Genomic DNA, 21,159 nt, shown 5'->3' on the forward strand with positions numbered 1-21,159 from the left:
GGCCTTTGCGGACACCAAACACTCCGCCAAGACGATCCTGTATGAGTTCATCGGAATATTTCTCAAGTTCCTTTTTCATAAAAGCACGCACATGGTGCTCATTACCTGGAGTCCCTTGTAATTCTGTTAAATTTCGGAAAAGCGACATTGTTTCTTCGTTCATTTGACAGTTACCCTCATTTCTATGTAATGACCATATAAATTCCTATAAAAATAACACTCACTTTATACTATAAGAATTCTTTCGGTTTTCCAAGTATCTCTCCAGAAATTTTGAATATGCTTTCAAGTATTCGGATTTCTTAACATCGCTGGACAAGTTTTGTATAATGGAAAAAACAGCAATACGGAGGTGCAGCACGTTGAAGTTAAAACATGTTCTGATTGGTGCGAGTATTGGCGTAGCCGCTGCAATTGTTGCAAAGAAAGTCTTTTTCCCGACGTATATCTCGTCTGAAAAAGCGTTAAAAATTGTGAAATCCGCTTTTAAACAGCGCGGCCCGATTGATGGCTCTTGGATTTATACTGTACCAGAACCGTATACCGTAAATGGTGAAACGATTGATGTGTACAAATCTGGCATTACACGCTCCGCCTTTGGCGAGCTGGAACAGTATGAAGTCATGATTGATGCAAAAACAGGCATGATCGTTGATGTCATTGATTCTGTTGCTTAATAAGAAAGCTTCGCAAAGACAAGTCCTTGCGAAGCTTTTTTTAGATGGCTTTGATTTTTTTGTATACAGGGTGCCACATGGCGTCTTGCACAGCCTGAATGAGATCATGAGGGGTTTCTTCCGCAATTCCTTCGTCAATCGCTGCTTGTGCCACACGGACAGCCACTGTCGCTGAAACTGTTCTGAGCTGATCAACACTTGGGAGCATCGCAGCACCCGGTTTTCCGACATTGACCATGCTCGCAATCGCTTCAGCACTCGCAACAAACATGCTGTCTGTCATGAGGCGGGCTTTACACACAATCGTTCCAAGACCAAGCCCTGGAAACACAAGGGCATTATTTGCCTGCCCAATTTCATATGTCACACCACCATATTCAACCGGATCAAACGGGCTTCCCGTTGTGACAAGCGCACGTCCTTCTGTCCATTCAATGAGATCTTCCGGCTTTGCCTCTGAAAGAGGTGTCGGGTTAGACATCGGTAAAATCGCTGGCCGCTCTACATGTGACGCCATTTCTTTCACTATTTCCTCTGTAAATGCCCCACCTACAGTTGAGGTACCAATTAAGATCGTAGGTTTCGCCTGCTTCACGACCTCTAACAAATCAATGGAATGCTTTGGACCATTACGTGCATAATCCTTCACTTCATCAGAACGTCTTGCATACGGCTTTTGGAATGGCTGAATGTCGGGTGAATCATCTGTGAGCAATCCCGTTTTATCAATACACCAGAAATGATCATATGATTCCTCTTCTTTGACACCATCTCGCACGATGGCATCACGAATTTGCTCGGCTATACCAATCCCTGCTGTACCTGCTCCAAAGATCACGATACGGTGATCTTTCAGCGGAACCTTCGATGCTTTTGCACAAGCCAGAACGGCAGCAAGTGAGACGGCTCCAGTTCCTTGAATATCATCATTAAATGTACAAATACGGTCCTTATATTTTTCCAAAATGGCGCGCGCATTTTTTGTACCGAAGTCTTCCCAGTGAAGAAGTGCATTTGGAAAAGTCGCACGGGCAAGCTCAACATATTGATCAATAAACTGATCATAGCGCTCTCCTCGAACGCGGGAGTGCTGATTTCCCACATAAAGCGGATCATTTAAAAGGCTTTCCTGGTTGGTCCCAGCATCAAGCACCACTGCCAGCACACGGCTAGGATCAATACCTGCTGCGGCTGTATAAACAGCCAGCTTCCCGACTGAAATGGCGATTCCGCCAACACCCCAGTCACCGATGCCTAAAATTCCTTCTGCATCTGTTGCGACAATGAGATCAATTGATTCATCCACTCCGTAAGATGCAAAAATTTCTTCCATTCCTTCTAGGTCATCAATGGATAAATAAATTCCTCTTGGCTTTCTATACTCGTGGCTGTAGCGCTGAATCGCTGTTCCTACGGTCGGTGTGTAAACAATCGGCAGCATTTCTGCCAAATGCTCATTTAATAATTTATAAAAGAGCACTTCATTTCTGTCATGAAGCGCAGTTAAATAGACATTTTTCCCAAGTGCGTCTGGCTGTGCTTTGAACTGTTCATATGCACGCTTTGCTTGATCTTCTAGGGTTAACACCTTCGGCGGCAGAAATCCTTTTAACCCAAGCTCTTCCCGCTCTTCCTTTGTAAATGCGACTCCTTTGTTTAAATAAGGGACAGACATGACTTCGATCCCTCTTAACGGTGTCTCGATGACATCACCATGTACACGATAAAATTGATTCACCTGCACTCTTCCTTTCACAAGTTCATTTTGTCGTTATTTTGTGTGAAAGGCGAAAAAACATACAGATGATCTTTTATCTTCCGGTTTCTCTTTTGACCTCATGGGTCATTGCCCCGTCTTCATCCCACTTTACAGCACGGTAGATGGCATCATGATAAAACAAGTACCATGCATTGTTTTCTTCGGCAAATGCCTGCCATTTTTGCTTCGCTTGGATCGAGGTCATTGGATAATCATCGTATGCCAAGACCCATAGCGGGTTTTTATGAGCGTGTGTCGGCATGATATCCGCTAAATGAATAGCCGTTTCTCCCTGACTTGTGAGCGTTAAGATGCTATGCCCATCGCTATGTCCACCTGTATGATGCAGGCGAATGCCTTCTGTTACTTCAATGCTATCTTCAAATGTCATGACTTGATCGGCAACAGGCTCCCAGTTTTCTTTCCAATATGTATTTCTTGAGCGGATGTTCGGTGCTCTCATTTCGTCCCATTCAATTTTGGACGTGATGATTTTTGCCTGTTGAAAAACAGACACGAGCTCATCGCCTTCACGTTTTGTCAGCCCGCTTGCATGATCAAAATGCAAATGAGTCATTAAGACGTAATCTATATCAGATGGGCGCAAACCGAGAGCCGCAAGTGATTCTTCTATTTTCGTTTCCTCTGTGACGCCATAATTGCGTTTTTGTTTCTCTGTCAGCTTCCCTGACCCGATGCCGGAATCTACTAACAGATGAAGACCGTTCCACCGTATGAGCATTGGATCACACCGTAATTCAATTTGATTTCGATCATTCACAGGGTATTTTTTTGACCATAATGGCTTTGGCACCACGCCAAACATGGCACCGCCATCCATGTGTGTATCTCCCCCATTTAACCAGAACAGTTCCATTTCGCCTATTTTCATTGTCTCCATTGCTGTCATCCCTCCTTTTTCTATCGTAGCAAATACAAAGAAAAATCGCATGTACTAATCTTTTCATCAAAAAAGCTGACTGCAATCGTTCGTTGCAGCCAGCTTTGTTCGCTTGTTATTCAGGGAATTTTACTTCTGATCGATAGATCGGTTGTCCCATGGAAGAGAATTTCTCTTCATATTCTGTCATGACATTTCCTTCGAGACCATCCTCATGTAAATCAAGGCTCACATACGTTAAAAGGAGTCCGTAAGACGAAAAGCTTTTCAAGGAATATTCAAATAGTCCGCGGTTATCGGTTTTGAAATGTAATTCACCGCCTGGACGTAGGATCTGTTCATATCGCTTTAAAAAGGCTTTAAACGTCAACCTACGTTTTTCATGCCTTGATTTTGGCCACGGATCAGAGAAGTTCAAATACACCCGATCAATCTCATTTTCCGCAAAGACATCTGTTAGTGTCTCTGCGTTGATGTTTAGAAGCTTTACGTTTTCTACATCTGTTTCTTTGATTTTATCGACTGCCGTCACAATGACACTTTTAAATAATTCAATGCCGATATAGTTTATCTCAGGATGAAGCTTGCCCATTCCGGCAATAAAGCTCCCTTTTCCTGTACCGACTTCGATATGGATAGGATGATCATTTCCAAACAGCTCATGCCATTTCCCTTTGTATTGTTCAGGGTTGGCTAAAGCAATATGAGCATTTTCAGCTAAATAATCATCCGCCCACGGTTTATGTCGCATTCTCAATTTGATACACCTCTATTTTCTTTACATTTTATCAAGATACCATGAAACATAAAGAGCCGCAAGACAGCATCTTATCCGCACATATGAAAAAGACCAGCTGCTAATTGGGCTGGTCTGCTTCATGTATAAAATCAAAGCTGAATGCACAGTTTAACCACATAAATGACACGCTTGAAAGGAGCATACGTATGGGATTAAACCGCCAACATCAGCTTCAATTAATCAAAGATATTTTAACTGATCACCAGCTGGATTGCTGCGGGACTGTTGCAGAATATGAACAGGTGGGACGCGTGATTCAATTAATGCTGGCAAAAGAAGATTTGGATGCTGACGTTCGTCAGCTACTAACCGATATTTATGATTACAGCCAAAAAGGCACTTCTGTCAGTTCAATTGATGCACATATCGAAGCGCATCAATCTCATCTATCTAACTGGGTCGAGAACATTCCATTGTCTTAATGGATGTTTAACCGTTTTAAGAGTGCATGTAGCTCGGCTTGCACTTCTTTTTGCGCCTTTTCATTTCCTTTTCTTTTATGCCAAACGACAAACGAGACGGTTTCAGCCAGCACATACCATGCCATGCGTTTTCGCAAGTTGTCGGTCAGCGGAGCACCATACATAGAGAGCCAGCTTTCCCAGTTCTCTTCTTCAACATAATGGTATAAGAGCGGTCCAAGATCAATCGCTGGATCCGCAATCATTGCCCCGTCCCAATCAATTAAATAGAGCTGGTTTTCATCTGTCAGCAGCCAATTATTATGGTTGAGGTCACAATGGCATACGACCTTATCCTCGTAATGAACTGCCTCCACATGTTTCTCTAAATACTGGATGGCACGCGTGATATCATGTGAGTCAATCTGCTCTTTTAAGATCGATGCCTTGAGATGCATCAAGATCGATGCCGGGTCAAGCGAGTGCTTTTCTAATCGTTTCAGCATATCGAGCAGCTCTTTTGATGTATGAATTTTTCTTAGCTGCTCTGCTACAGGACGGTCATTCATGTCCTTTGGCTTCAGCTCTCTCCCGCTCAGCCAGTGCTGTGCAGTGATGACATCCCCATTTTCCATCCGTTTTGTCCAGACAAGCTTCGGCACAATGCCTTCAGCTGACAAAACCGCAAGAAACGGTGACGTATTGCGTTTTAAAAATAGCTTTTGGTCATTGTGTGTTGCGAAGTACGCATCTCCCGTAGCGCCTCCAGCAGGAGAGATGTGCCATTCGCTACCTAATATTTGTCCCAACCAGTTCATATCAATTTTCAACCCATCATTTCTTAAAATATTTTAAATCATGCTTTTTTAGTCGACAAAATTCAGCCGATTGAGATCAATTGGCTGTTTATTTTTTATTTATATGATCATAAAAACAAAAAGGACAGCTATTGAGAATGAGATGCTAAACAATAGCCGTCCTATAGATTTTATCGCTACCTTCTTATACTCGTCAAGCAAAACTAGAAAAACAGGACAAGAACCTTATGAAAAGGGAAGTCTTTTTTCATGTTTCTTTTGCTCGTGCGCACACTGGCTGCTTCTTAGCCACGTAATTTTAACGATCGCTCACTAGCCTTAACAAACACTGGAGTGGCGCCAATCACTTCTCCATCGGCATGAAATAGGATTTTTTCATCTGCCTCCAAGTAGGCTTCTTCATGCTGAAAAAGGGTGACTCCCTCCATTACAAGGTGCTTTTTAAAAACCATTGCACTTAAAAATAAGAGGACTTTCAATGGATTCAAATCAGTGACAACGATTGTTTGAAATCCTGATTGCCTCGCACTTGCTTCCGGCGCTGCTTCCAGCCCGCCTCCATAATATGGGTGATTACATACGATCACAAACCACACTTGGCGAAAAACTTTTCTCTCATTTTCAATAAAAAGAGCAAGGTCAAACGGTTTGAATGACCATAAAGAATGTAGAAAAGACAGCGGGTAGATGATAAACCCGAGTTTGAGTCGATTGAGCCACTTTTTCCCTCTAAAATGGACCGTTCTCTTCAAGACATGTGCATCAAACCCTACACCAATATGATTGAGAAAAAGAACAGATTGCGGACTTTCTGCATGATCTTGAAAGGAGCCGAGAGAAAATGTTTTCGTCAACATCCTCTTTTGTTTTTTCACTTCTTTGATCACATCATGACGCTGGATGCCCAGCCCCTTCGCTGCATCATTCCAATGACCTGCTGGGACAAAGCTTAGCTGCACATGATCGATTTCTTTTAAACCATTTAGCACTTCATGAAATGTGCCGTCACCGCCAATGACGATCAGCCGTTTCAATCTGTCGTCTTGCATAGCGCTAATCTGTCTCGCCAAAACTTCGGCATGTCCTTCATGCTGGGTAAGAAACGATCTGTAGGAGATCTCTACCTTTTGTAATTCTTTCTCTATGCTTCTCCAAGTGCGGAGTCCTTTTCCTTGTCCTGCTGCTGGATTGACGATAAAGTACCATTCATTCATATATTAGCTCCACTCAGGTCTCATTTTTTTGGTGACCTTGATATGCCTTTAATCGAGCCATTCCTGCCTTCTTTTGCTGTCTGATTCACCATAAGCGAGCAATGCCTTTGTCGCTTTGAATTGCTGGTGCTTTGTCGGCGCGGTGTTTTTCCGCTGCTTTTCAAACCAATCCTCCGCTTTCTTCTTATCGACAACCTCCATCCCGAATGGAACTTCGGGCAAATCAATATACGAGGTGCGGCTGATGAGGATTTTTTTCACAGGAAGCTCTACACCACTTTGCTGTAAAATTTTTGACACAACAGTTCCAGAGCGCAGAAGACTTGCGCAAGGGTTCAAGACGGATTGAACAGCTTTTCCCGTCGCCCGTTTTTCCCAAAAACGTTCCTTCGATCCAATATATACGCTGTCTGGCTCTGCTTCTAAGAAAGATAAACAGATGACTTCAAGCGGCGTAATGAGCACTGGACACAATTCCATCTCAGCTTTTTGAATGAGCAGCACCGGCTTGTACATCACATAATAAGAATCTGGCAGCTGCCTTGCAAGCATCCGCAGCTTTTCATCATATCGAATGTGGTGAGAGACAGTTGAAATATGAGAAATCGTCGAGCTGGCCCATTTTAACTGAACATCGTAAAGATGATCTTTAAAAAAGTGAATCAGCTTCGTTTCATCGGTAGGAACGTTTGTAAAAACACCTTGTTCTATATCTGTTGGCTCGTTAAAAAGACTCAGGTCCCGTTCCTTTTTCATATCGGCTTCTTTTTGCTTTCTTTTTAAGGAGAATTTCTTTCTCTTTTCTTCCTCTTGTTCAGGTGCTTGCTCGATGGCTTGGTCAGCCTGCTTTTGCACCTGCTCTTTTGAAGCCTTTTTTAACTCGTCCCACCTTTGTTTTTTCAACCGAATAAATTGATTGATGTAATGATGCGGGTCTTGTTCATATCGTGATATATAATCTTGGATTTTAATAATTTGCGCCATCTGCTGCTCACTCCAACCTCTAGAATCATTTATGTAGTGTAAATTGTTTGATCGCGTGATAACGTGGGGTTTCTTTTAGACGAATTTCAAATAAAGCGATACTAGAAACCTCCATCGAATATGGTTCTTTCCGTAAGGGCGCTTGTTCTATATAGGACTGTTCTCTATTCCATTTGCGCGCAATCGTCATATGTGGATGAAAGGGTCTCTTTTCGACAGGATGACCTGCTGTCAAAACGGCTGCTTTCACCTTTTCTCTTAAATCCATCAAAGGCTTACTTTCACTAGGCTTTGCAAAAAAGACTCTCGGGCGCTCCTTTTGACCAAATACCCCTATCTCCTTCAGCTTCAGCGGGAAAGCAGACACCTCATGAGACAGCTGTGCAAGTAGCTCAGATATCTTATTTAAACGGTCTTCTGGAATCGCGCCTAAAAACACAAGGGTGACATGATAATCAATGGGTGCTGTCCATTTTTGAAAGGAAAGTCCGCTCCTCTTGTCTATATCCGCTTTCATTTGATACGCGAGTTGTTCAGGGATTGGAATCCCGATAAAATAATGACGGCTTTCAGTCATATCTTCACCTGTCCTTTTTAACAAACTTTACGAATCCCCATTGATGATAGTATAACTAAAGTAATGCGGAATGAGAAGAAAGGGTGTCACATGATGAAGGTTGCACAAAATATAGCTGAATTAATAGGTCATACACCACTTGTAAAATTACAGCGCCTTCAGCCAGAACATGGCGCTGCTATTTATTTAAAATTGGAATCATTTAATCCTAGCGGAAGTGTAAAAGATCGGGCTGCTTACAATATGATCCTTGAGGCAGAAAAACAAGGAAAACTCACAAAAGGGGCAACGATTATTGAACCAACAAGCGGGAATACAGGAATTGGCTTAGCGATGAACGCTGCAGCAAGAGGCTACAAAGCCATTCTGATCATGCCTGATACAATGACCCAAGAAAGAATCAATATTTTAAAGGCATACGGCGCACAGGTCGTCTTAACCCCAGGAGAGGAAAAAATGCCAGGCTGTATTCGCAAGGCAGAAGAATTAGCTGCTCAAATTCCTAATAGCTTTATTCCCATGCAATTTGACAATGGTGCGAACCCTGATGCTCATAGAGGGACAACGGCTGTAGAAATTATGGATGCAGTGCAACAGATTGGGCAGCCGCTTGCCGCTTTTGTCGCAACTGCTGGAACGGGCGGAACCATTACAGGCACTGGAGAGGAACTCAAAAAAGCATTCCCGGAATTGACGATACATGTGGCAGAGCCAAAGGGGTCTCCTGTTTTATCAGGCGGGAAACCTGGCAAACATAAGCTTGTTGGCACAAGTCCAGGATTTATCCCACATATTTTAAACGAACAGGTGTATGATGAGATTGTGCAAGTGAGTGATGAAGATGCTTACGACATCACACGAAAGCTCGCCCGTCTTGAAGGTATTTTAGTCGGTCCATCATCTGGCGCGGCATGCTATGCAGCCATTGAAGCAGCCAAGCAAATGCCAAAGGATCACATTGTCATTTGTATGACAGCAGACACGGGTGAACGTTATTTATCAAGTGATGTGTTTCAAGATTAAAAAAGGAACAGGGCGTATGCTCCTGTTCCTTTTTCATCGTCATATGAACAACTCAGACCGTCTTGACCTCAGTCTGTTCGCCTGTCACAAGTAAAACTTGTTCATCAGTGAGCGGACATAAAGAGAGCGTATTTTGATCTTTCTCTATGATATGCTGCGCGGCTTCACCTAAATAAGGATTATTTATATGCGGTACCGGATAGCTGCTAATCTCATCGAATCCTTCAAAGGAAGATAATTCTAGCGCTTTCTCCAGATCATCCATCAGTGAGATGTATTCAATGCTTGGCGCCATGATAATACTCCCCGCAGATTCTCCGATATACAGCTTGCCTTTGCCGATCTCTTCTTTCAATACACGATCGAGCCCATGCTTTCTTAATTCTTGTAGCAAATAAAAGGTATTGCCGCCAGATACATACATGACATCATTCTTTCCAATGATCTGTGTGATCTCCTGAACCGTTTGCTCGGTCAGCTGAACAGTCTCTACACGCATTTCTAATTGATGAAAGGCTTCTTTTGCTGCATCGACATAGTGCGTGACTTCTTCCACTTCACTGGCTGCCGGAATGAATGTCACACTTTTTCCTTTTAAGGTGTCACCTGCAAAGTCAGATAAGAGAGAATAGCTGTCTTTGAATGAAGAGCATAAGAACATTTTTTTCACGGTGAATCCCCTCTTCTCTTTTCTTTCTTATTTCGCCAATTCATACATGGCTTGTGCATATAGCGCAGTTGCTCGTAGTAAATCATCGATTTCGATATATTCATCCTTTTGGTGTGCGCAATCAGGTCTTCCAGGGAATAGAGGGCCAAAAGCAACACCTGCTTCTAATGACCTTGCATACGTTCCTCCCCCAATTGCAATAAGGTGAGCAGGATCTCCCGTTTGTTCTTCGTATACCTTCTGTAATGTTTTCACAAGTGGATGGTCTTTTGAGACGTGATGAGGCGGACTGTCATCAAATTTCTCAATCGCTGCCCCTTTTATTCGTTCAATCCCTTTTTTGACTCCCTCACCGTCCGCAGTTACGGGATAGCGGACATTCAGCCCAAGCTTCGCTTCTTCGTTTTGCGAATAGCGGATTGTGCCAACATTCAAGGTCAAGTCACCACTAATATCATCCTTACAAGCGATGCCGAGTTTTTGTCCTCTTGTGTCTTGATCAAATAAAGCATTAATTTGTGATGTAAAAGCGAGCCCTCTTTCATCTAATTCATGCGCACATAAGAAATTCGCCATATGAATGCCCGCATTTGTGCCATTCGCCGGCTCCATTGCATGAACTGATACACCTTTTAATGTGAATGTAAGTCCATCTGCTGTATGGTTTGTCTCACCGGTTAACTGATTTTCCGCAAGATAGGCTGCAAAAGCCGTTTTTAAGGCTTCAGCATCGTGATCGTTTGCTGCTGCCACAATTGCGCGAGCCTCATCTGGGACCATATTGAGACGCATGCCTGATGTGAATTGCTTGAGGATGTAACGCTTGTTTTCTTCTGATTGTTCGTATGTAAAGGATACGATGGCATCTATGATCCCTTTTTCAGCATGAATAATTGGAAAATCAGCATCTGGTGCAAAGCCAATTTGCGGCATCGCCTCATGCTTGAAATAGTGATCGACGCATCTCCAATCGCTTTCTTCATCTGTGCCAATGATGATTCGAATCTTTTTCGACAGCGGTAGACCGGCATCTTTTAACATTTTCAATGCGTAAAACGCCGCCATGGTCGGCCCTTTATCATCAATGGCTCCTCTTGCAAAGATTTTATTTTCTCTTATGTCCGCTGAAAATGGCGGGGTTGTCCAGTCGTCTCCCGCAGGCACGACATCCACATGGCATAGCACACCGACGATATCTTCGCCTTCTCCATATTCAATATGACCAGCATAACCATCAACATTTTTCACTTTGAAGCCCTCGTCCTGCCCTTTTTTGAGCATATACTGAAGAGCCTCATCCACTTTTTCACCGAACGGTTTTCCTGCTGTGCCGCCTTCTTCATCTAAGACACTTTCAATTTGTAAAAAAGATTGTGTATCCTGAATCAAATTGTCTTTTTTTCGTATGACTTCTGCTTCCCAATTCATTTTTCCATTCCTCCTTGAAAAAAGGTTGCAATCCACCCTTAAAACGAATATTATATTAAGTGTTTTGTAATAATGTTCGTAAATGGAGGATTTTATGTTTCAGTTAAAAGAGAACCAAACCAATATAAAGAAAGAATTACTCGCTGGTATGACGACATTCTTTACGATGGTATATATTGTAGCCGTCAATCCAGGAATCCTTTCAGATGCAGGCATTCCTTTTGACCAAGTCTTTACTGCAACCATTATCGCTGCTGTTGTCGGTACCCTCTGGATGGCACTCTTTGCAAACTATCCGATTGCCATTGCACCAGGTATGGGGCTGAATGTCTATTTCACCGTCACTGTTGTCGGTGGTGGGGGTCTCAGCTATCAAACAGCATTTAGTGCGGTATTTGTTGCTGGAATACTCTTTATCATTTTATCGTTAACATCCCTTAGAAAACAACTCATTGAGGCGATTCCAGATAATTTAAAGTACGGAATTACAGCAGGTATCGGACTATTTATTGCATTCATTGGGCTAAGACAGTCTGGGATCATCACTGCTGATCCACAAAATCTTGTGAAACTTGGTAATTTAAGCTCACCTGTTGTCATTTTGACACTCGTTGGTTTAATGATTTCTGTCATATTAATGGTTCTTCAAGTGAATGGAGCGCTGTTTATCGGCATGTTAGCAACCACGTTAATTGCACTAGCAACAGGTCAGCTTCATTTTCCTAAAGTGCTAGTGGATACCCCAGCACTGCCTGAAGGAATGCTGATTACAAATCCATTCGCTGCGTTTGGCGATGTATTTTCCCATCACTTGTATGCTGTTGTCTTCTCCTTTTTACTTGTAACGATTTTTGATACAACAGGAACAATGATCGGGGTTGCGGAACAAGCAGGTTTAATGAAAAATGGTCAGCTCCCAAAAGTACGCAGAGCCTTACTCGCTGACTCTGCTGCGACGACAATTGGCTCAATGTTTGGAACAAGTCCAACCACAGCTTACATTGAATCCTCATCAGGAGTTGCTGCTGGCGGAAGAACTGGGCTGACCTCTTTAACCGTTGCTGCATTGTTTATTGTGGCCTTGTTTTTTGGTCCACTCGTTCAAGCCATTTCGTCTTTGCCGTCCATCACTTCACCTGTCTTAATCATTGTCGGCTGTTTGATGATGAATTCAGTGTCACGTATTCGCTGGAATGAGCTTGACGAAGCATTTCCTGCTTTTCTTGTGATTCTTTCCATGCCGCTGACATCTAGTATCTCTACAGGAATTTCACTTGGATTTATTTCATATCCACTTGTGAAGCTGGCAAAAGGAAAATGGAAAGAAGTGCATATTCTTGTGCTCATTTTTGCCGTCTTATTTTTCGTGCAGCTCTTTTTCTTAGAAGGATAACCAAAATAAAAAGACACATTTCTCATTTGAATGTGTCTTTTTTGTATGAATGATTTTTTATTTTGTAAATTTTCTGTGTTTATTTTTTGATCTTTCTTAAGTGGTAAACTTCTTTATACGCCTTGTGTTTATTGGGTTGTAACCGGATTCAATTCATGATATATAACATATTTCAATTCATGAAGACAAGTTTAAAAACACGTAAAGTTGACTTTTTGGTGGAACTAGATGCATAATAACGTGTATAATAGAATAAAACATTAAGAAACACGAACATTTACCATTGTTGCATGTCCTTATGTCGCAGTTTTAGTGTAGTAAGTTGTGGTTAGTCAAGTCCATCCGATCTTATTGATAGGGAGTGGTTTTTTGAAACCTTCAACAAACCGTATGATGACTCGAATAAAATCAGTTTATATGTTCATTCAAGAGAAAGGTCTTGTGACGACACAAGAGCTGGTTGATGAATTCGGGATCACACCTAGAACCATCCAAAGAGACTTAAACGTGCTTGCCTATAACGATCTTGTTCATAGTCCAAGCAGAGGCAAATGGGAAACAACGAGAAAAAAAGTAAAAATATCATCATAAGCGAATAATGAACTTCCATATAACAAAAAGAACCGGCGGTCGCCGGTTCTTTTCATTTTCTCTATATTAATCACGATTGATTAAGCTGTCTAACTCTTCCTCCGTCAATTCACGGTATTCTCCGGGCGCCAAATCTTCGTCTAATGAAACAGCCCCCATCGAGAGCCGTTTTAAAAAGATCACTTCATTGCCCACTGCTTGTGCCATCAGCTTCACTTGATGGTACTTCCCTTCTGTAATCGTTAAACGGATTCTTGTATCTGCCTCTTGGTTGGCATCTACTTCAACCTTCGCCGGCTTCGTTCGGTAGTCGTCTAAAATCACAACTCCCTCTTCAAGACGAGTGATGTCTTGATCTCCAAGCGGGTATTTCAGATGAACTTCATACGTTTTCGGGACATGCTTTTTCGGAGATAACAATTGATGAGCAAGCTGACCGTCATTTGTAAGGAGGAGGAGACCAACTGTATCCTTATCCAGTCTCCCTACAGGGAATGGCTCCCTTGCAATATCCTCTGGCTCTAGTAGATCGACAACCGTCTCATCTCGCAGATCCTCCGTTGCTGAAATGACACCGTCTGGCTTGTTCATCATGAGATAAATGAATTCTTTATACTCTACACGCTCTCCATGCACGAGCACTTCATCATTTGTTGGATCGACATGATCTTTCACCTGCTTCGCCACTTCTCCATTCACTGTGACGGCCCGGGCCTTGACCAGCTTCTTTACATCTTTCCTTGAACCAAAGCCGGTATTGGCCAGCAATTTATCAAGCCTCATGCTTCTCCACCTCTTCTTAACTCTTTTTTCTTAAAAATGATGGCATCCGGCTGCCAAGTACACGCTCTAACAATCCAACTTTATAAGATAAGAACATATACACACCGCCGCCAGTAATCATTGAAATCAAAATAACAATACCAGCTTGTACGATTCCACCTTCATATGAAATGACTTGACTCACAAGCTGACATGTCACATAAGCCACTACAGCCATGATTGCCGTTAAAATACCAATTAAAATAAACCGTTTGAAAATCCTGCGGAACGAATAGCCTGCATGGCGCTTGATCATGATGAACATATACAAAATCGAGGCACTGTAGCCTAATGCCGTTGCAAGCACAGAACCGTTTCCTTGCAGCCAGCTAATCAGTGGGATATTGAGAACCGTTTTAATGATGATCCCTAACAAAAGACTGACGATCGCAAATTTTTGTTTGTTAATCCCTTGTAAAATCGCTGCGTTAATGGTGAATAAAGAAAACAGTAACGCAACAGGTGCATACCAAAACAAAATAGAAGTCCCAATCTCAGGGTGCACAGACGGATAGAAAAACCAATAAACTGGTCCAGCCAATGCCGAAATACCAAATGAAGCAGGCAACACGAAGAATAAAATGACCTGCATCGTTTGATCAATTTGCCGATTCAACAGCTTGTAATTACGTGCTGTAAAGGATTCCGTAATGGTTGGAATCAATGTTAAACCAAATGCAGTTGCAAGTGACACAGGAATCATGACAAGCTTCGGTAAATATAACGTCACAATAGACAGAACCGCTGTACTAATATCCTGATGTCCTGATGCAATCATCGCTCTGTTAATTGTATTTGTATCAATATAAGAATAAATCGGAATGGCAAGTCCAACAAACACATAGGGTGCTGCATAACTGAACAGCTCTGTAAACATTTGCTTATAAGATAATCCAGAATAGTCCCCTGTATTCGGCTGCATTGCCAAAAGCCGATCTTTCCGCTTCAGCCAATATAAATAAAGCGTAAATAGACCGCCAAACGCACCAATAAGTGCGGCAAATGTGGCATAACCAACCGCAATAACAAGACCGCCGTCAAGCACTTTTAAAATGATAAACGTCGCTGTTAATAGGAAGATGATTCTGACAAGTTGTTCGATGACTTGGGAAACAGCTGTCGGGCCCATCATCGAGTGGCCTTGGAAAAACCCTCGCACAAGACTCATAATGGGTACAACCAATAGACCCAAACTGACCATCCGAATCACATAAACCACTTGATCAACCGTCAAACCGCCCGTTTCATTCGATCCTCCAAGCTGAATCTTGGCAAAGATCGGTGCGGTCAAATATAAAATAGAAAAGGCGATAATACCGGTGACAAGCATGACCGACATACCCGCCCTGAACATTTTTCTTGTTGTCTCATAATCGCCGATTGCATTATATTTAGAGACGAATTTCGATACCGCTGTTGGAAAACCGAGCGTAGCAATACTTAAAAAGATCGTATACTGATTGTATCCATATTGGAATAGCGCACCACCAGTCGCTCCGACCATTGCGCTAAATGGAATTAAGTAAATCATACCAAGAATACGAGAGAGATAAGTCCCTATCGTTAAAACCAACGTACCACGAAGCAGTTTATTAGACATGCGCTTAACCACCATTTTTCTAATGAATATTCAACTTAACTATTTTAACACATCATTTCATCGCACAGGTAACAAATCCAATACAGAAGTCACAAAACCAATCAATTCATATTTCAGCCTTCCCCAATCTTCGTTATAATAGAGAAATGACTGAAAGTAGAAAGAGGAATGTAACATGAAACATTATGATGTCATTGTCATTGGCGGTGGACCTTCTGGACTGATGGCCGCGATTGCATCGGCAGAACACGGTGCATCGGTTCTGTTAATTGACAAAGGAAACAAACTTGGCAGAAAGCTCGCCATTTCTGGCGGTGGACGCTGCAATGTGACCAATCGCCTTCCAGTAGAAGAAATTATCAAGCATATTCCCGGAAACGGACGTTTTCTATATAGTGCATTTTCTGAGTTCAATAACGAGGATATTATTTCGTTCTTTGAAAATCTAGGTATTGAACTAAAAGAAGAAGACCATGGACGTATGTTCCCTGTCTCAAACAAAGCACAATCTGTTGTGGATGCCCTATTAGATAGGCTCCGCGTGCTCAATGTGACCATTCGAACGAATGAAAAGATTAAAACCGTTCTGTATCAAGACGGACAAGCAGCTGGAATTGTTACAAATAATGATGAAAAAATTTCAAGTCATGCCGTTGTCATTGCTGTTGGCGGGAAAAGTGTGCCTCATACAGGCTCTACTGGCGATGGCTATGCATGGGCAGAAGCCGCTGGCCATACCATTACAGAGCTCTTCCCAACAGAAGTACCCGTCACGTCAGACGAGCGTTTTATTAAGGACAAAGTGCTTCAAGGTCTTTCATTAAGAAGTGTGGCCGTGAGTGTTTTAAATAAAAAAGGAAAACCCGTCGTCACTCATGTCATGGATATGATCTTTACACACTTTGGCTTATCAGGTCCTGCCGTTCTGAGATGCAGCGGATTTGTTGTGAAGGAACTGAAAAAGCAACTGGCCGTCCGTCTTCAAATTGATTTATACCCAAAGCTCAATGACGAGGAGCTATTCCAAAAGCTTCATCGTGATTTAAAAGATGAACCAAAAAAAGCCATTAAAAATGTCCTGAAATCTTGGATGCAAGAGCGCTATTTATTGTTCCTTTTAGAACGAAATGGCATTGATCCGCAGGAGACATTTTCTGGTCTCGCTAAAGAGAAACTCCGCGCTTTTGCGCATGATTGTAAACATTTCATCGTCCATGCAAATGGGACGCTTTCTTTAGATAAAGCCTTTGTTACAGGGGGCGGCGTTTCTGTCAAAGAAATTGAACCGAAGAAAATGGCATCTAAAAAAATGGCCGGTCTTTATTTCTGCGGAGAAATTTTAGATATTCACGGTTACACAGGCGGTTACAATATTACGTCAGCACTTGTGACAGGCAGGTTAGCTGGCATGAATGCCGCACTAGAAGTAAAGGAGAGATCTCAATGATTAGACGTGCACTTCCGATTGTCCTTGCAGTTGTCATTAGTTTGACAGCCGCTTTCTTTATGAAGCTGTCCATTACCCCGTTAAAAATCGCCATTATTTTAGCGTTTACGATTTTCGCTGTTTGTTTAAAAGAATATGTCTACCGTCTGCGCAAACGAATTGAAGAAAAGTCATCTTCACATATCGATGGTTGATAAATGGAAGCATAACATGTTACGGTAAAATAGAGGTCGAGTGAGAAACTCGCCTCTTTTTGTTTGAAAATAGTTGAGACAGGGGATATTAAACAAAATCCTCTGCTTAAACGTGTAGAACAACAGGAGAGTGAGATGGTGTGAAAAACGTATCAAGTGTATTTTGGATTGTGATTGCTATCACATTTATTGCCGTTCTATGGGGAGCCCTTTCTCCAGAATCACTGCAAAATGTGACAGATCAAATTCAAACATACATTACAAATGACTTTGGCTGGTATTATTTATTAGTCGTATCGCTTCTAGTCGGCTTTTGTCTATTCTTTATCTTTAGCCCTATCGGAAAAATTACGTTAGGAAAGCCAGGTGAAGAGCCTGAATTTGGTCTTTTTTCTTGGTTTGCCATGCTATTTAGTGCTGGAATGGGTATTGGGCTTGTTTTTTACGGAGCAGCTGAACCGATCAGTCATTATGCGATTCAATCACCAACGGGTGACACTGAAACTGCACAAGCCTTCCGTGATTCCCTTCGCTATACTTTTTTCCACTGGGGACTTCATGCATGGGCGATCTATGCCATTGTTGCGCTTTGCATTGCATACTTTAAATTTAGAAAAGATGCGCCTGGCTTAATCAGTGCAACACTGCAGCCAGTTTTAGGAGATAAAACGCACGGATGGATCGGAAAAACCATCGATTGTATTGCTGTGTTTGCGACAGTTGTTGGTGTTGCAACGAGCTTAGGATTAGGCGCAGCACAAATCAATGGCGGATTGGATTATCTATTTAACATTCCAAATGCCTTTAGCACACAATTGATTATTATCATCATTGTGACGGTGCTCTTCCTTGCATCTGCTCTTAGCGGTATTGGTAAAGGGATTAAATATTTAAGTAATATCAACATGGTATTAGCAGCTGTTCTGATGTTTTTCTTACTTTTGGTAGGTCCAACAGTTTATATTTTAAATTCATTTACTGACTCTATTGGACAATACTTATCCAACATCGTTCAAATGAGCTTTCGCTTATCTCCAAATGACCCTGAAAAGAGAGAATGGATTAACGGATGGACGATCTTTTATTGGGCATGGTGGATCTCTTGGGCACCATTTGTCGGGATCTTTATTGCACGTGTATCACGTGGACGAACCATTCGAGAGTTTTTAGTTGGTGTGTTAGTTGCTCCATCTATCCTTGTATTTCTTTGGTTCTCTATTTTCGGTGTTTCTGCGATGGACTTACAGCAAAAGAATATTGTCGATGTTGCAGGCCTTTCTACGGAAACCATGCTTTTTGGTGTACTAAATGAATATCCGCTGGCAATGATCACATCGATTCTAGCTCTTATTTTAATTGCGGTATTCTTTATCACATCAGCAGACTCAGCTACATTCGTTCTCGGAATGCAGACAACCTATGGATCATTAAATCCAGCGAATAGTGTAAAGATCAGCTGGGGTATTATCCAGTCAGCAGTAGCGGCAGTGCTCTTATTTTCAGGCGGTCTTCAGGCCTTGCAAAACACAGCCAAACTTGCTGCTTTACCGTTCTCTGTTGTCATCATTTTAATGATTGTATCCCTGTACAAATCATTAAATGAAGAACGAAGAGCGATTAAACAAGCAAATAAGTACAATAAACCAAGAAGTCCAAGAGTAAAAAAAGCATAATCATCACAAGAGAAAAGTCGTTCCTCATCCGAACGGCTTTTTTTTCTCGTTGAAATAATTGAAGATTGTCATGACATCGCGTATTCCGATAAAATAGTGTTGAATCATCACTTTTCTACATAATGGAGGTTTATATGACGTTACCTACGTTCAAGTACAACCCAGACCCAGTTTCATTACATGTGATTAAAAAAGAGCAGACGATATGCCCCGTTTGTGAGAAAGAACGAGATTATGTATATCATGGTCCCTTTTATTCTGTTGAAGACGTTTCTGGCATTTGTCCTTGGTGCATTAAAGATGGATCAGCTGCTCAAACATATAATGGAATGTTTCAAGACGATGTGAGTTGTGATGACGTCGATCATGAAGAATATATAGATGAACTGATCTACAGAACGCCGGGTTACCGCGGATGGCAGCAGGAATATTGGTTAAGCCATTGCGGGGATTTTTGCGCGATTGTGCAGTATGTTGGATGGAAAGAGATTGAGCATTTAGAGGAAGAACTCTCAGAGGATATTGAAGAGATTTGCAGCGGTGGACATTTCACAAAAGAGAACCTGAAACAATGGCTCGTGAACGGAGGAGACTTGCAAGGCTATCTCTTTCAATGCGTTCACTGCAAAAAGCATCGTTTACATATTGACGCTAGTTGATCATGGCAAAAGGACCTTTATTTTAGCCCTTTTTCTTTTCAGCGTGATAGAAAACCTTTGCAGACTAGGAAGGACGAGTACTGGCGCGGAGCGAATTTCACATTCGTGAGCACCAGCACGCAGGACTGCGGGCGAATGCGAGGGTTTGTCTACACGCTGAAAGGACCCTTCAGCAGGTCCTTTTATTTTTTATATAAAATGAGCGCTGAAAAACAGTAGAGCTGCTCTCCTCCTTGCTCACAGATCACCGCCACATTGTATTTAATGTCAATAATTTGGTCGTCGTCCATTCCTTTTAAAAAAAGATTGATTTCGCTTTGCAAATCTTTCTCGTGTTCTTCATCAAATACAGCTACCTTCAGCACACATGCCACTCTCCCTTCTCTTGCTACTCTATTTTTATGCAAATAGAGACGGACATATGAACAAAAAAAGCCTTCCATCTTGTCGATGAAAGGACTTCTTTTTACTGCTTCGGTTTTGTTTCTCCTGTCCATGCAAGCATGCCGCCAACGACATTGGTTGCTTGATAGCCTTGGTCTTCTAAGAAATAGCAGACATTCTCACTGCGTTTACCAGAACGGCAAATAATATAATACTCTTGCGTCTTATCAAACGCATCCAGCTTCTCAGGAATATCGCCCATTCGAATATGGACTGCCTCTGGAATCATGCCTTCTGCTACCTCTTCATCCTCACGCACATCGACGAGTTGAATGGCTTTTTCTTGCTCTATCTTTTGCTTTAATTCTTCTATTGAAATTTCTTTTACTGACACGACTCTCATCTCTCCTTTTAATCACGGTGACACCATTATAGCAAATCATACACATCACTGCGTATTCACCCGCTTGGATTGAAGGAAAGACGGGAATCGTTTCTTCACATCAACTGCCGGCTGTTCACTTTCAAACTCTATCTTTTTAAACACTTGATAGGCTAGCCACATGTGGCCATATGCGAGAATGCTGATGCTAAAAAACGGCACGATCCCTGGCAAATAAGCAAATAGGATAAAGAGAACCGCCGAGAAAACGAGCATAGAGAGCGTATATTGCAAATACGAGATGCCAAGCAGAAGGGAAAATTTCAAATAAAGACGCTTTTTCCAATCATAATGAGCCAGCAGCGGAAAGATATAAAACAAGCTGACAATAAACAGGAAACCAAAGATATAGATCGCAAAGCGAAGCACGTGTAAAAACCAGCTCGTTGGATAAATATAAGCAAGGTCTACATAAATAATTGTCCCGATGATGACCAGCACCACTCCAATGACATTAGAGCGTACAAATTCTTCGCGGTATACTTTCCAAAAGGTTTGAAAGACGCTGACTTGCTCATGCCCTTGTATCCACTTTCTCATCACAGAAAATAACGCTGTTGTTGCAGGCATGAAGCCAAAGATTCCAAGCCCAAGTAAAGTGAACAAAAGCCATAACAAATTCGTATAGGCAAGTCTCATCACCCACTCACACATGCGCAGCATTCTGCTCATTGATCCATCATGATCCATCTCTCGTCCCTCC

Annotated in this window: 23 protein-coding genes and 1 pseudogene; 9 read left to right on the top strand and 15 right to left on the bottom strand. The window is 42.1% G+C overall.

The genetic code is table 11. The annotated features are described in order from the left end of the window. Positions 1-163 (bottom strand): annotated as a pseudogene (locus ACRRMM_RS04650) (peptidase M28); the annotation flags it as partial. A gap of 199 nt (positions 164-362) precedes the next feature. Here ACRRMM_RS04650 and ACRRMM_RS04655 point away from each other — a divergent pair. After that, complete coding sequence (locus ACRRMM_RS04655; protein ID WP_003217759.1) at positions 363-677, top strand: PepSY domain-containing protein; 315 nt, start codon at positions 363-365, stop codon at positions 675-677. 40 nt (positions 678-717) lie between these two features. On the opposite strand, the gene ACRRMM_RS04660 is transcribed toward ACRRMM_RS04655, so the two are convergent. The 3 genes from ACRRMM_RS04660 to trmB form a co-directional block, all read right to left on the bottom strand. Further along, positions 718-2,415, bottom strand: a complete 1,698-nt coding sequence (locus tag ACRRMM_RS04660) for an NAD-dependent malic enzyme (RefSeq protein WP_056705489.1) — start codon at positions 2,413-2,415, stop codon at positions 718-720. A 73-nt stretch (positions 2,416-2,488) separates the two neighbouring features. Beyond that, entirely contained in the window at positions 2,489-3,337 is an 849-nt protein-coding gene (locus tag ACRRMM_RS04665; protein WP_428828562.1) for a YtnP family quorum-quenching lactonase, read from the bottom strand. Between the two features lie 115 nt (positions 3,338-3,452). After that, on the bottom strand, positions 3,453-4,094 hold the full coding sequence (gene trmB, locus ACRRMM_RS04670; RefSeq protein ID WP_025207815.1) for a tRNA (guanosine(46)-N7)-methyltransferase TrmB: 642 nt from the start codon (positions 4,092-4,094) through the stop codon (positions 3,453-3,455). 188 nt (positions 4,095-4,282) lie between these two features. Between trmB and ACRRMM_RS04675 the strand changes: the two genes are divergently transcribed. Continuing rightward, positions 4,283-4,558: a YtzH-like family protein gene (locus ACRRMM_RS04675; RefSeq protein ID WP_017358323.1), complete on the top strand. Its 276-nt coding sequence runs from the start codon at positions 4,283-4,285 to the stop codon at positions 4,556-4,558. Here the strand turns inward: ACRRMM_RS04675 and ACRRMM_RS04680 are convergent. The 4 genes from ACRRMM_RS04680 to thpR form a co-directional block, all read right to left on the bottom strand. Further along, the gene (locus tag ACRRMM_RS04680; RefSeq protein WP_170916852.1) at positions 4,555-5,355 is read right to left on the bottom strand and encodes a phosphotransferase family protein; all 801 of its coding nucleotides are present in this window, start codon (positions 5,353-5,355) and stop codon (positions 4,555-4,557) included. The two genes, ACRRMM_RS04675 and ACRRMM_RS04680, sit on opposite strands and share 4 nt — an antisense overlap. A 284-nt stretch (positions 5,356-5,639) precedes the next feature. Then, entirely contained in the window at positions 5,640-6,569 is a 930-nt protein-coding gene (locus ACRRMM_RS04685; RefSeq protein ID WP_046344241.1) for a YegS/Rv2252/BmrU family lipid kinase, read from the bottom strand. Positions 6,570-6,617: 48 nt separating this feature from the next. Then, the gene (locus tag ACRRMM_RS04690; RefSeq protein ID WP_428828563.1) at positions 6,618-7,553 is read right to left on the bottom strand and encodes a hypothetical protein; all 936 of its coding nucleotides are present in this window, start codon (positions 7,551-7,553) and stop codon (positions 6,618-6,620) included. A gap of 25 nt (positions 7,554-7,578) precedes the next feature. Continuing rightward, the gene (gene thpR / locus ACRRMM_RS04695) at positions 7,579-8,130 is read right to left on the bottom strand and encodes an RNA 2',3'-cyclic phosphodiesterase (protein WP_046526519.1); all 552 of its coding nucleotides are present in this window, start codon (positions 8,128-8,130) and stop codon (positions 7,579-7,581) included. A gap of 93 nt (positions 8,131-8,223) precedes the next feature. Here thpR and cysK point away from each other — a divergent pair, with 93 nt between their 5' ends. Continuing rightward, positions 8,224-9,153 carry a cysteine synthase A gene (gene cysK, locus ACRRMM_RS04700; RefSeq protein ID WP_374998388.1) on the top strand — a complete coding sequence of 310 codons (930 nt, stop codon included), beginning with the start codon at positions 8,224-8,226 and terminating at the stop codon, positions 9,151-9,153. A gap of 52 nt (positions 9,154-9,205) precedes the next feature. Here the strand turns inward: cysK and ACRRMM_RS04705 are convergent, their stop codons facing one another. Both ACRRMM_RS04705 and pepV read right to left on the bottom strand, forming a co-directional pair. Then, positions 9,206-9,823 (bottom strand): Type 1 glutamine amidotransferase-like domain-containing protein, encoded by a 618-nt coding sequence (locus tag ACRRMM_RS04705; RefSeq protein WP_366964928.1) that lies wholly within the window; start codon positions 9,821-9,823, stop codon positions 9,206-9,208. Between the two features lie 27 nt (positions 9,824-9,850). Continuing rightward, positions 9,851-11,251: a dipeptidase PepV gene (gene pepV / locus ACRRMM_RS04710; RefSeq protein WP_428828564.1), complete on the bottom strand. Its 1,401-nt coding sequence runs from the start codon at positions 11,249-11,251 to the stop codon at positions 9,851-9,853. Positions 11,252-11,345: 94 nt separating this feature from the next. Here pepV and ACRRMM_RS04715 point away from each other — a divergent pair, with 94 nt between their 5' ends. After that, positions 11,346-12,644, top strand: coding sequence for an NCS2 family permease (locus ACRRMM_RS04715; RefSeq protein ID WP_017358329.1), 1,299 nt, complete (start codon positions 11,346-11,348; stop codon positions 12,642-12,644). A 369-nt stretch (positions 12,645-13,013) separates the two neighbouring features. Then, complete coding sequence (locus ACRRMM_RS04720; protein WP_008356419.1) at positions 13,014-13,235, top strand: DeoR family transcriptional regulator; 222 nt, start codon at positions 13,014-13,016, stop codon at positions 13,233-13,235. Positions 13,236-13,301: 66 nt separating this feature from the next. Here ACRRMM_RS04720 and ACRRMM_RS04725 read toward each other — a convergent pair whose 3' ends face one another. Beyond that, positions 13,302-14,018 (bottom strand): pseudouridine synthase, encoded by a 717-nt coding sequence (locus ACRRMM_RS04725; RefSeq protein ID WP_017367874.1) that lies wholly within the window; start codon positions 14,016-14,018, stop codon positions 13,302-13,304. Positions 14,019-14,034: 16 nt separating this feature from the next. Further along, complete coding sequence (locus ACRRMM_RS04730) at positions 14,035-15,657, bottom strand: putative polysaccharide biosynthesis protein (RefSeq protein WP_019743707.1); 1,623 nt, start codon at positions 15,655-15,657, stop codon at positions 14,035-14,037. A 175-nt stretch (positions 15,658-15,832) separates the two neighbouring features. Between ACRRMM_RS04730 and ACRRMM_RS04735 the strand changes: the two genes are divergently transcribed. The 4 genes from ACRRMM_RS04735 to ACRRMM_RS04750 all read left to right on the top strand — a co-directional run bounded on the left by ACRRMM_RS04735 (position 15,833) and on the right by ACRRMM_RS04750 (position 19,630). Further along, a complete protein-coding gene (locus tag ACRRMM_RS04735) occupies positions 15,833-17,104 on the top strand; it encodes an NAD(P)/FAD-dependent oxidoreductase (RefSeq protein WP_428828565.1) in 1,272 nt (423 codons plus the stop codon). Next, entirely contained in the window at positions 17,101-17,298 is a 198-nt protein-coding gene (locus tag ACRRMM_RS04740; protein WP_008343027.1) for a hypothetical protein, read from the top strand. Before ACRRMM_RS04735 ends, ACRRMM_RS04740 begins: the two co-directional genes overlap by 4 nt. 140 nt (positions 17,299-17,438) lie before the next feature. Next, positions 17,439-18,971 carry a glycine betaine transporter OpuD gene (opuD, locus tag ACRRMM_RS04745; protein ID WP_008343026.1) on the top strand — a complete coding sequence of 511 codons (1,533 nt, stop codon included), beginning with the start codon at positions 17,439-17,441 and terminating at the stop codon, positions 18,969-18,971. A 134-nt stretch (positions 18,972-19,105) separates the two neighbouring features. After that, complete coding sequence (locus tag ACRRMM_RS04750) at positions 19,106-19,630, top strand: CbrC family protein (RefSeq protein ID WP_017358334.1); 525 nt, start codon at positions 19,106-19,108, stop codon at positions 19,628-19,630. Between the two features lie 182 nt (positions 19,631-19,812). Here ACRRMM_RS04750 and ACRRMM_RS04755 read toward each other — a convergent pair whose 3' ends face one another. From ACRRMM_RS04755 to ACRRMM_RS04765, 3 genes are all read right to left on the bottom strand, one after another. After that, positions 19,813-19,995, bottom strand: a complete 183-nt coding sequence (locus ACRRMM_RS04755; protein ID WP_003217582.1) for a sporulation protein Cse60 — start codon at positions 19,993-19,995, stop codon at positions 19,813-19,815. 101 nt (positions 19,996-20,096) lie between these two features. Next, a complete protein-coding gene (locus ACRRMM_RS04760; RefSeq protein WP_428828566.1) occupies positions 20,097-20,408 on the bottom strand; it encodes a rhodanese-like domain-containing protein in 312 nt (103 codons plus the stop codon). 54 nt (positions 20,409-20,462) lie between these two features. Next, positions 20,463-21,146, bottom strand: coding sequence for a YesL family protein (locus ACRRMM_RS04765; RefSeq protein ID WP_007501858.1), 684 nt, complete (start codon positions 21,144-21,146; stop codon positions 20,463-20,465). Between the last annotated feature and the right edge of the window lie 13 nt (positions 21,147-21,159).

The organism is Bacillus sp. XT-4, assembly GCF_050864245.1.
In the GTDB taxonomy this organism is placed as follows: domain Bacteria; phylum Bacillota; class Bacilli; order Bacillales; family Bacillaceae; genus Bacillus; species Bacillus altitudinis.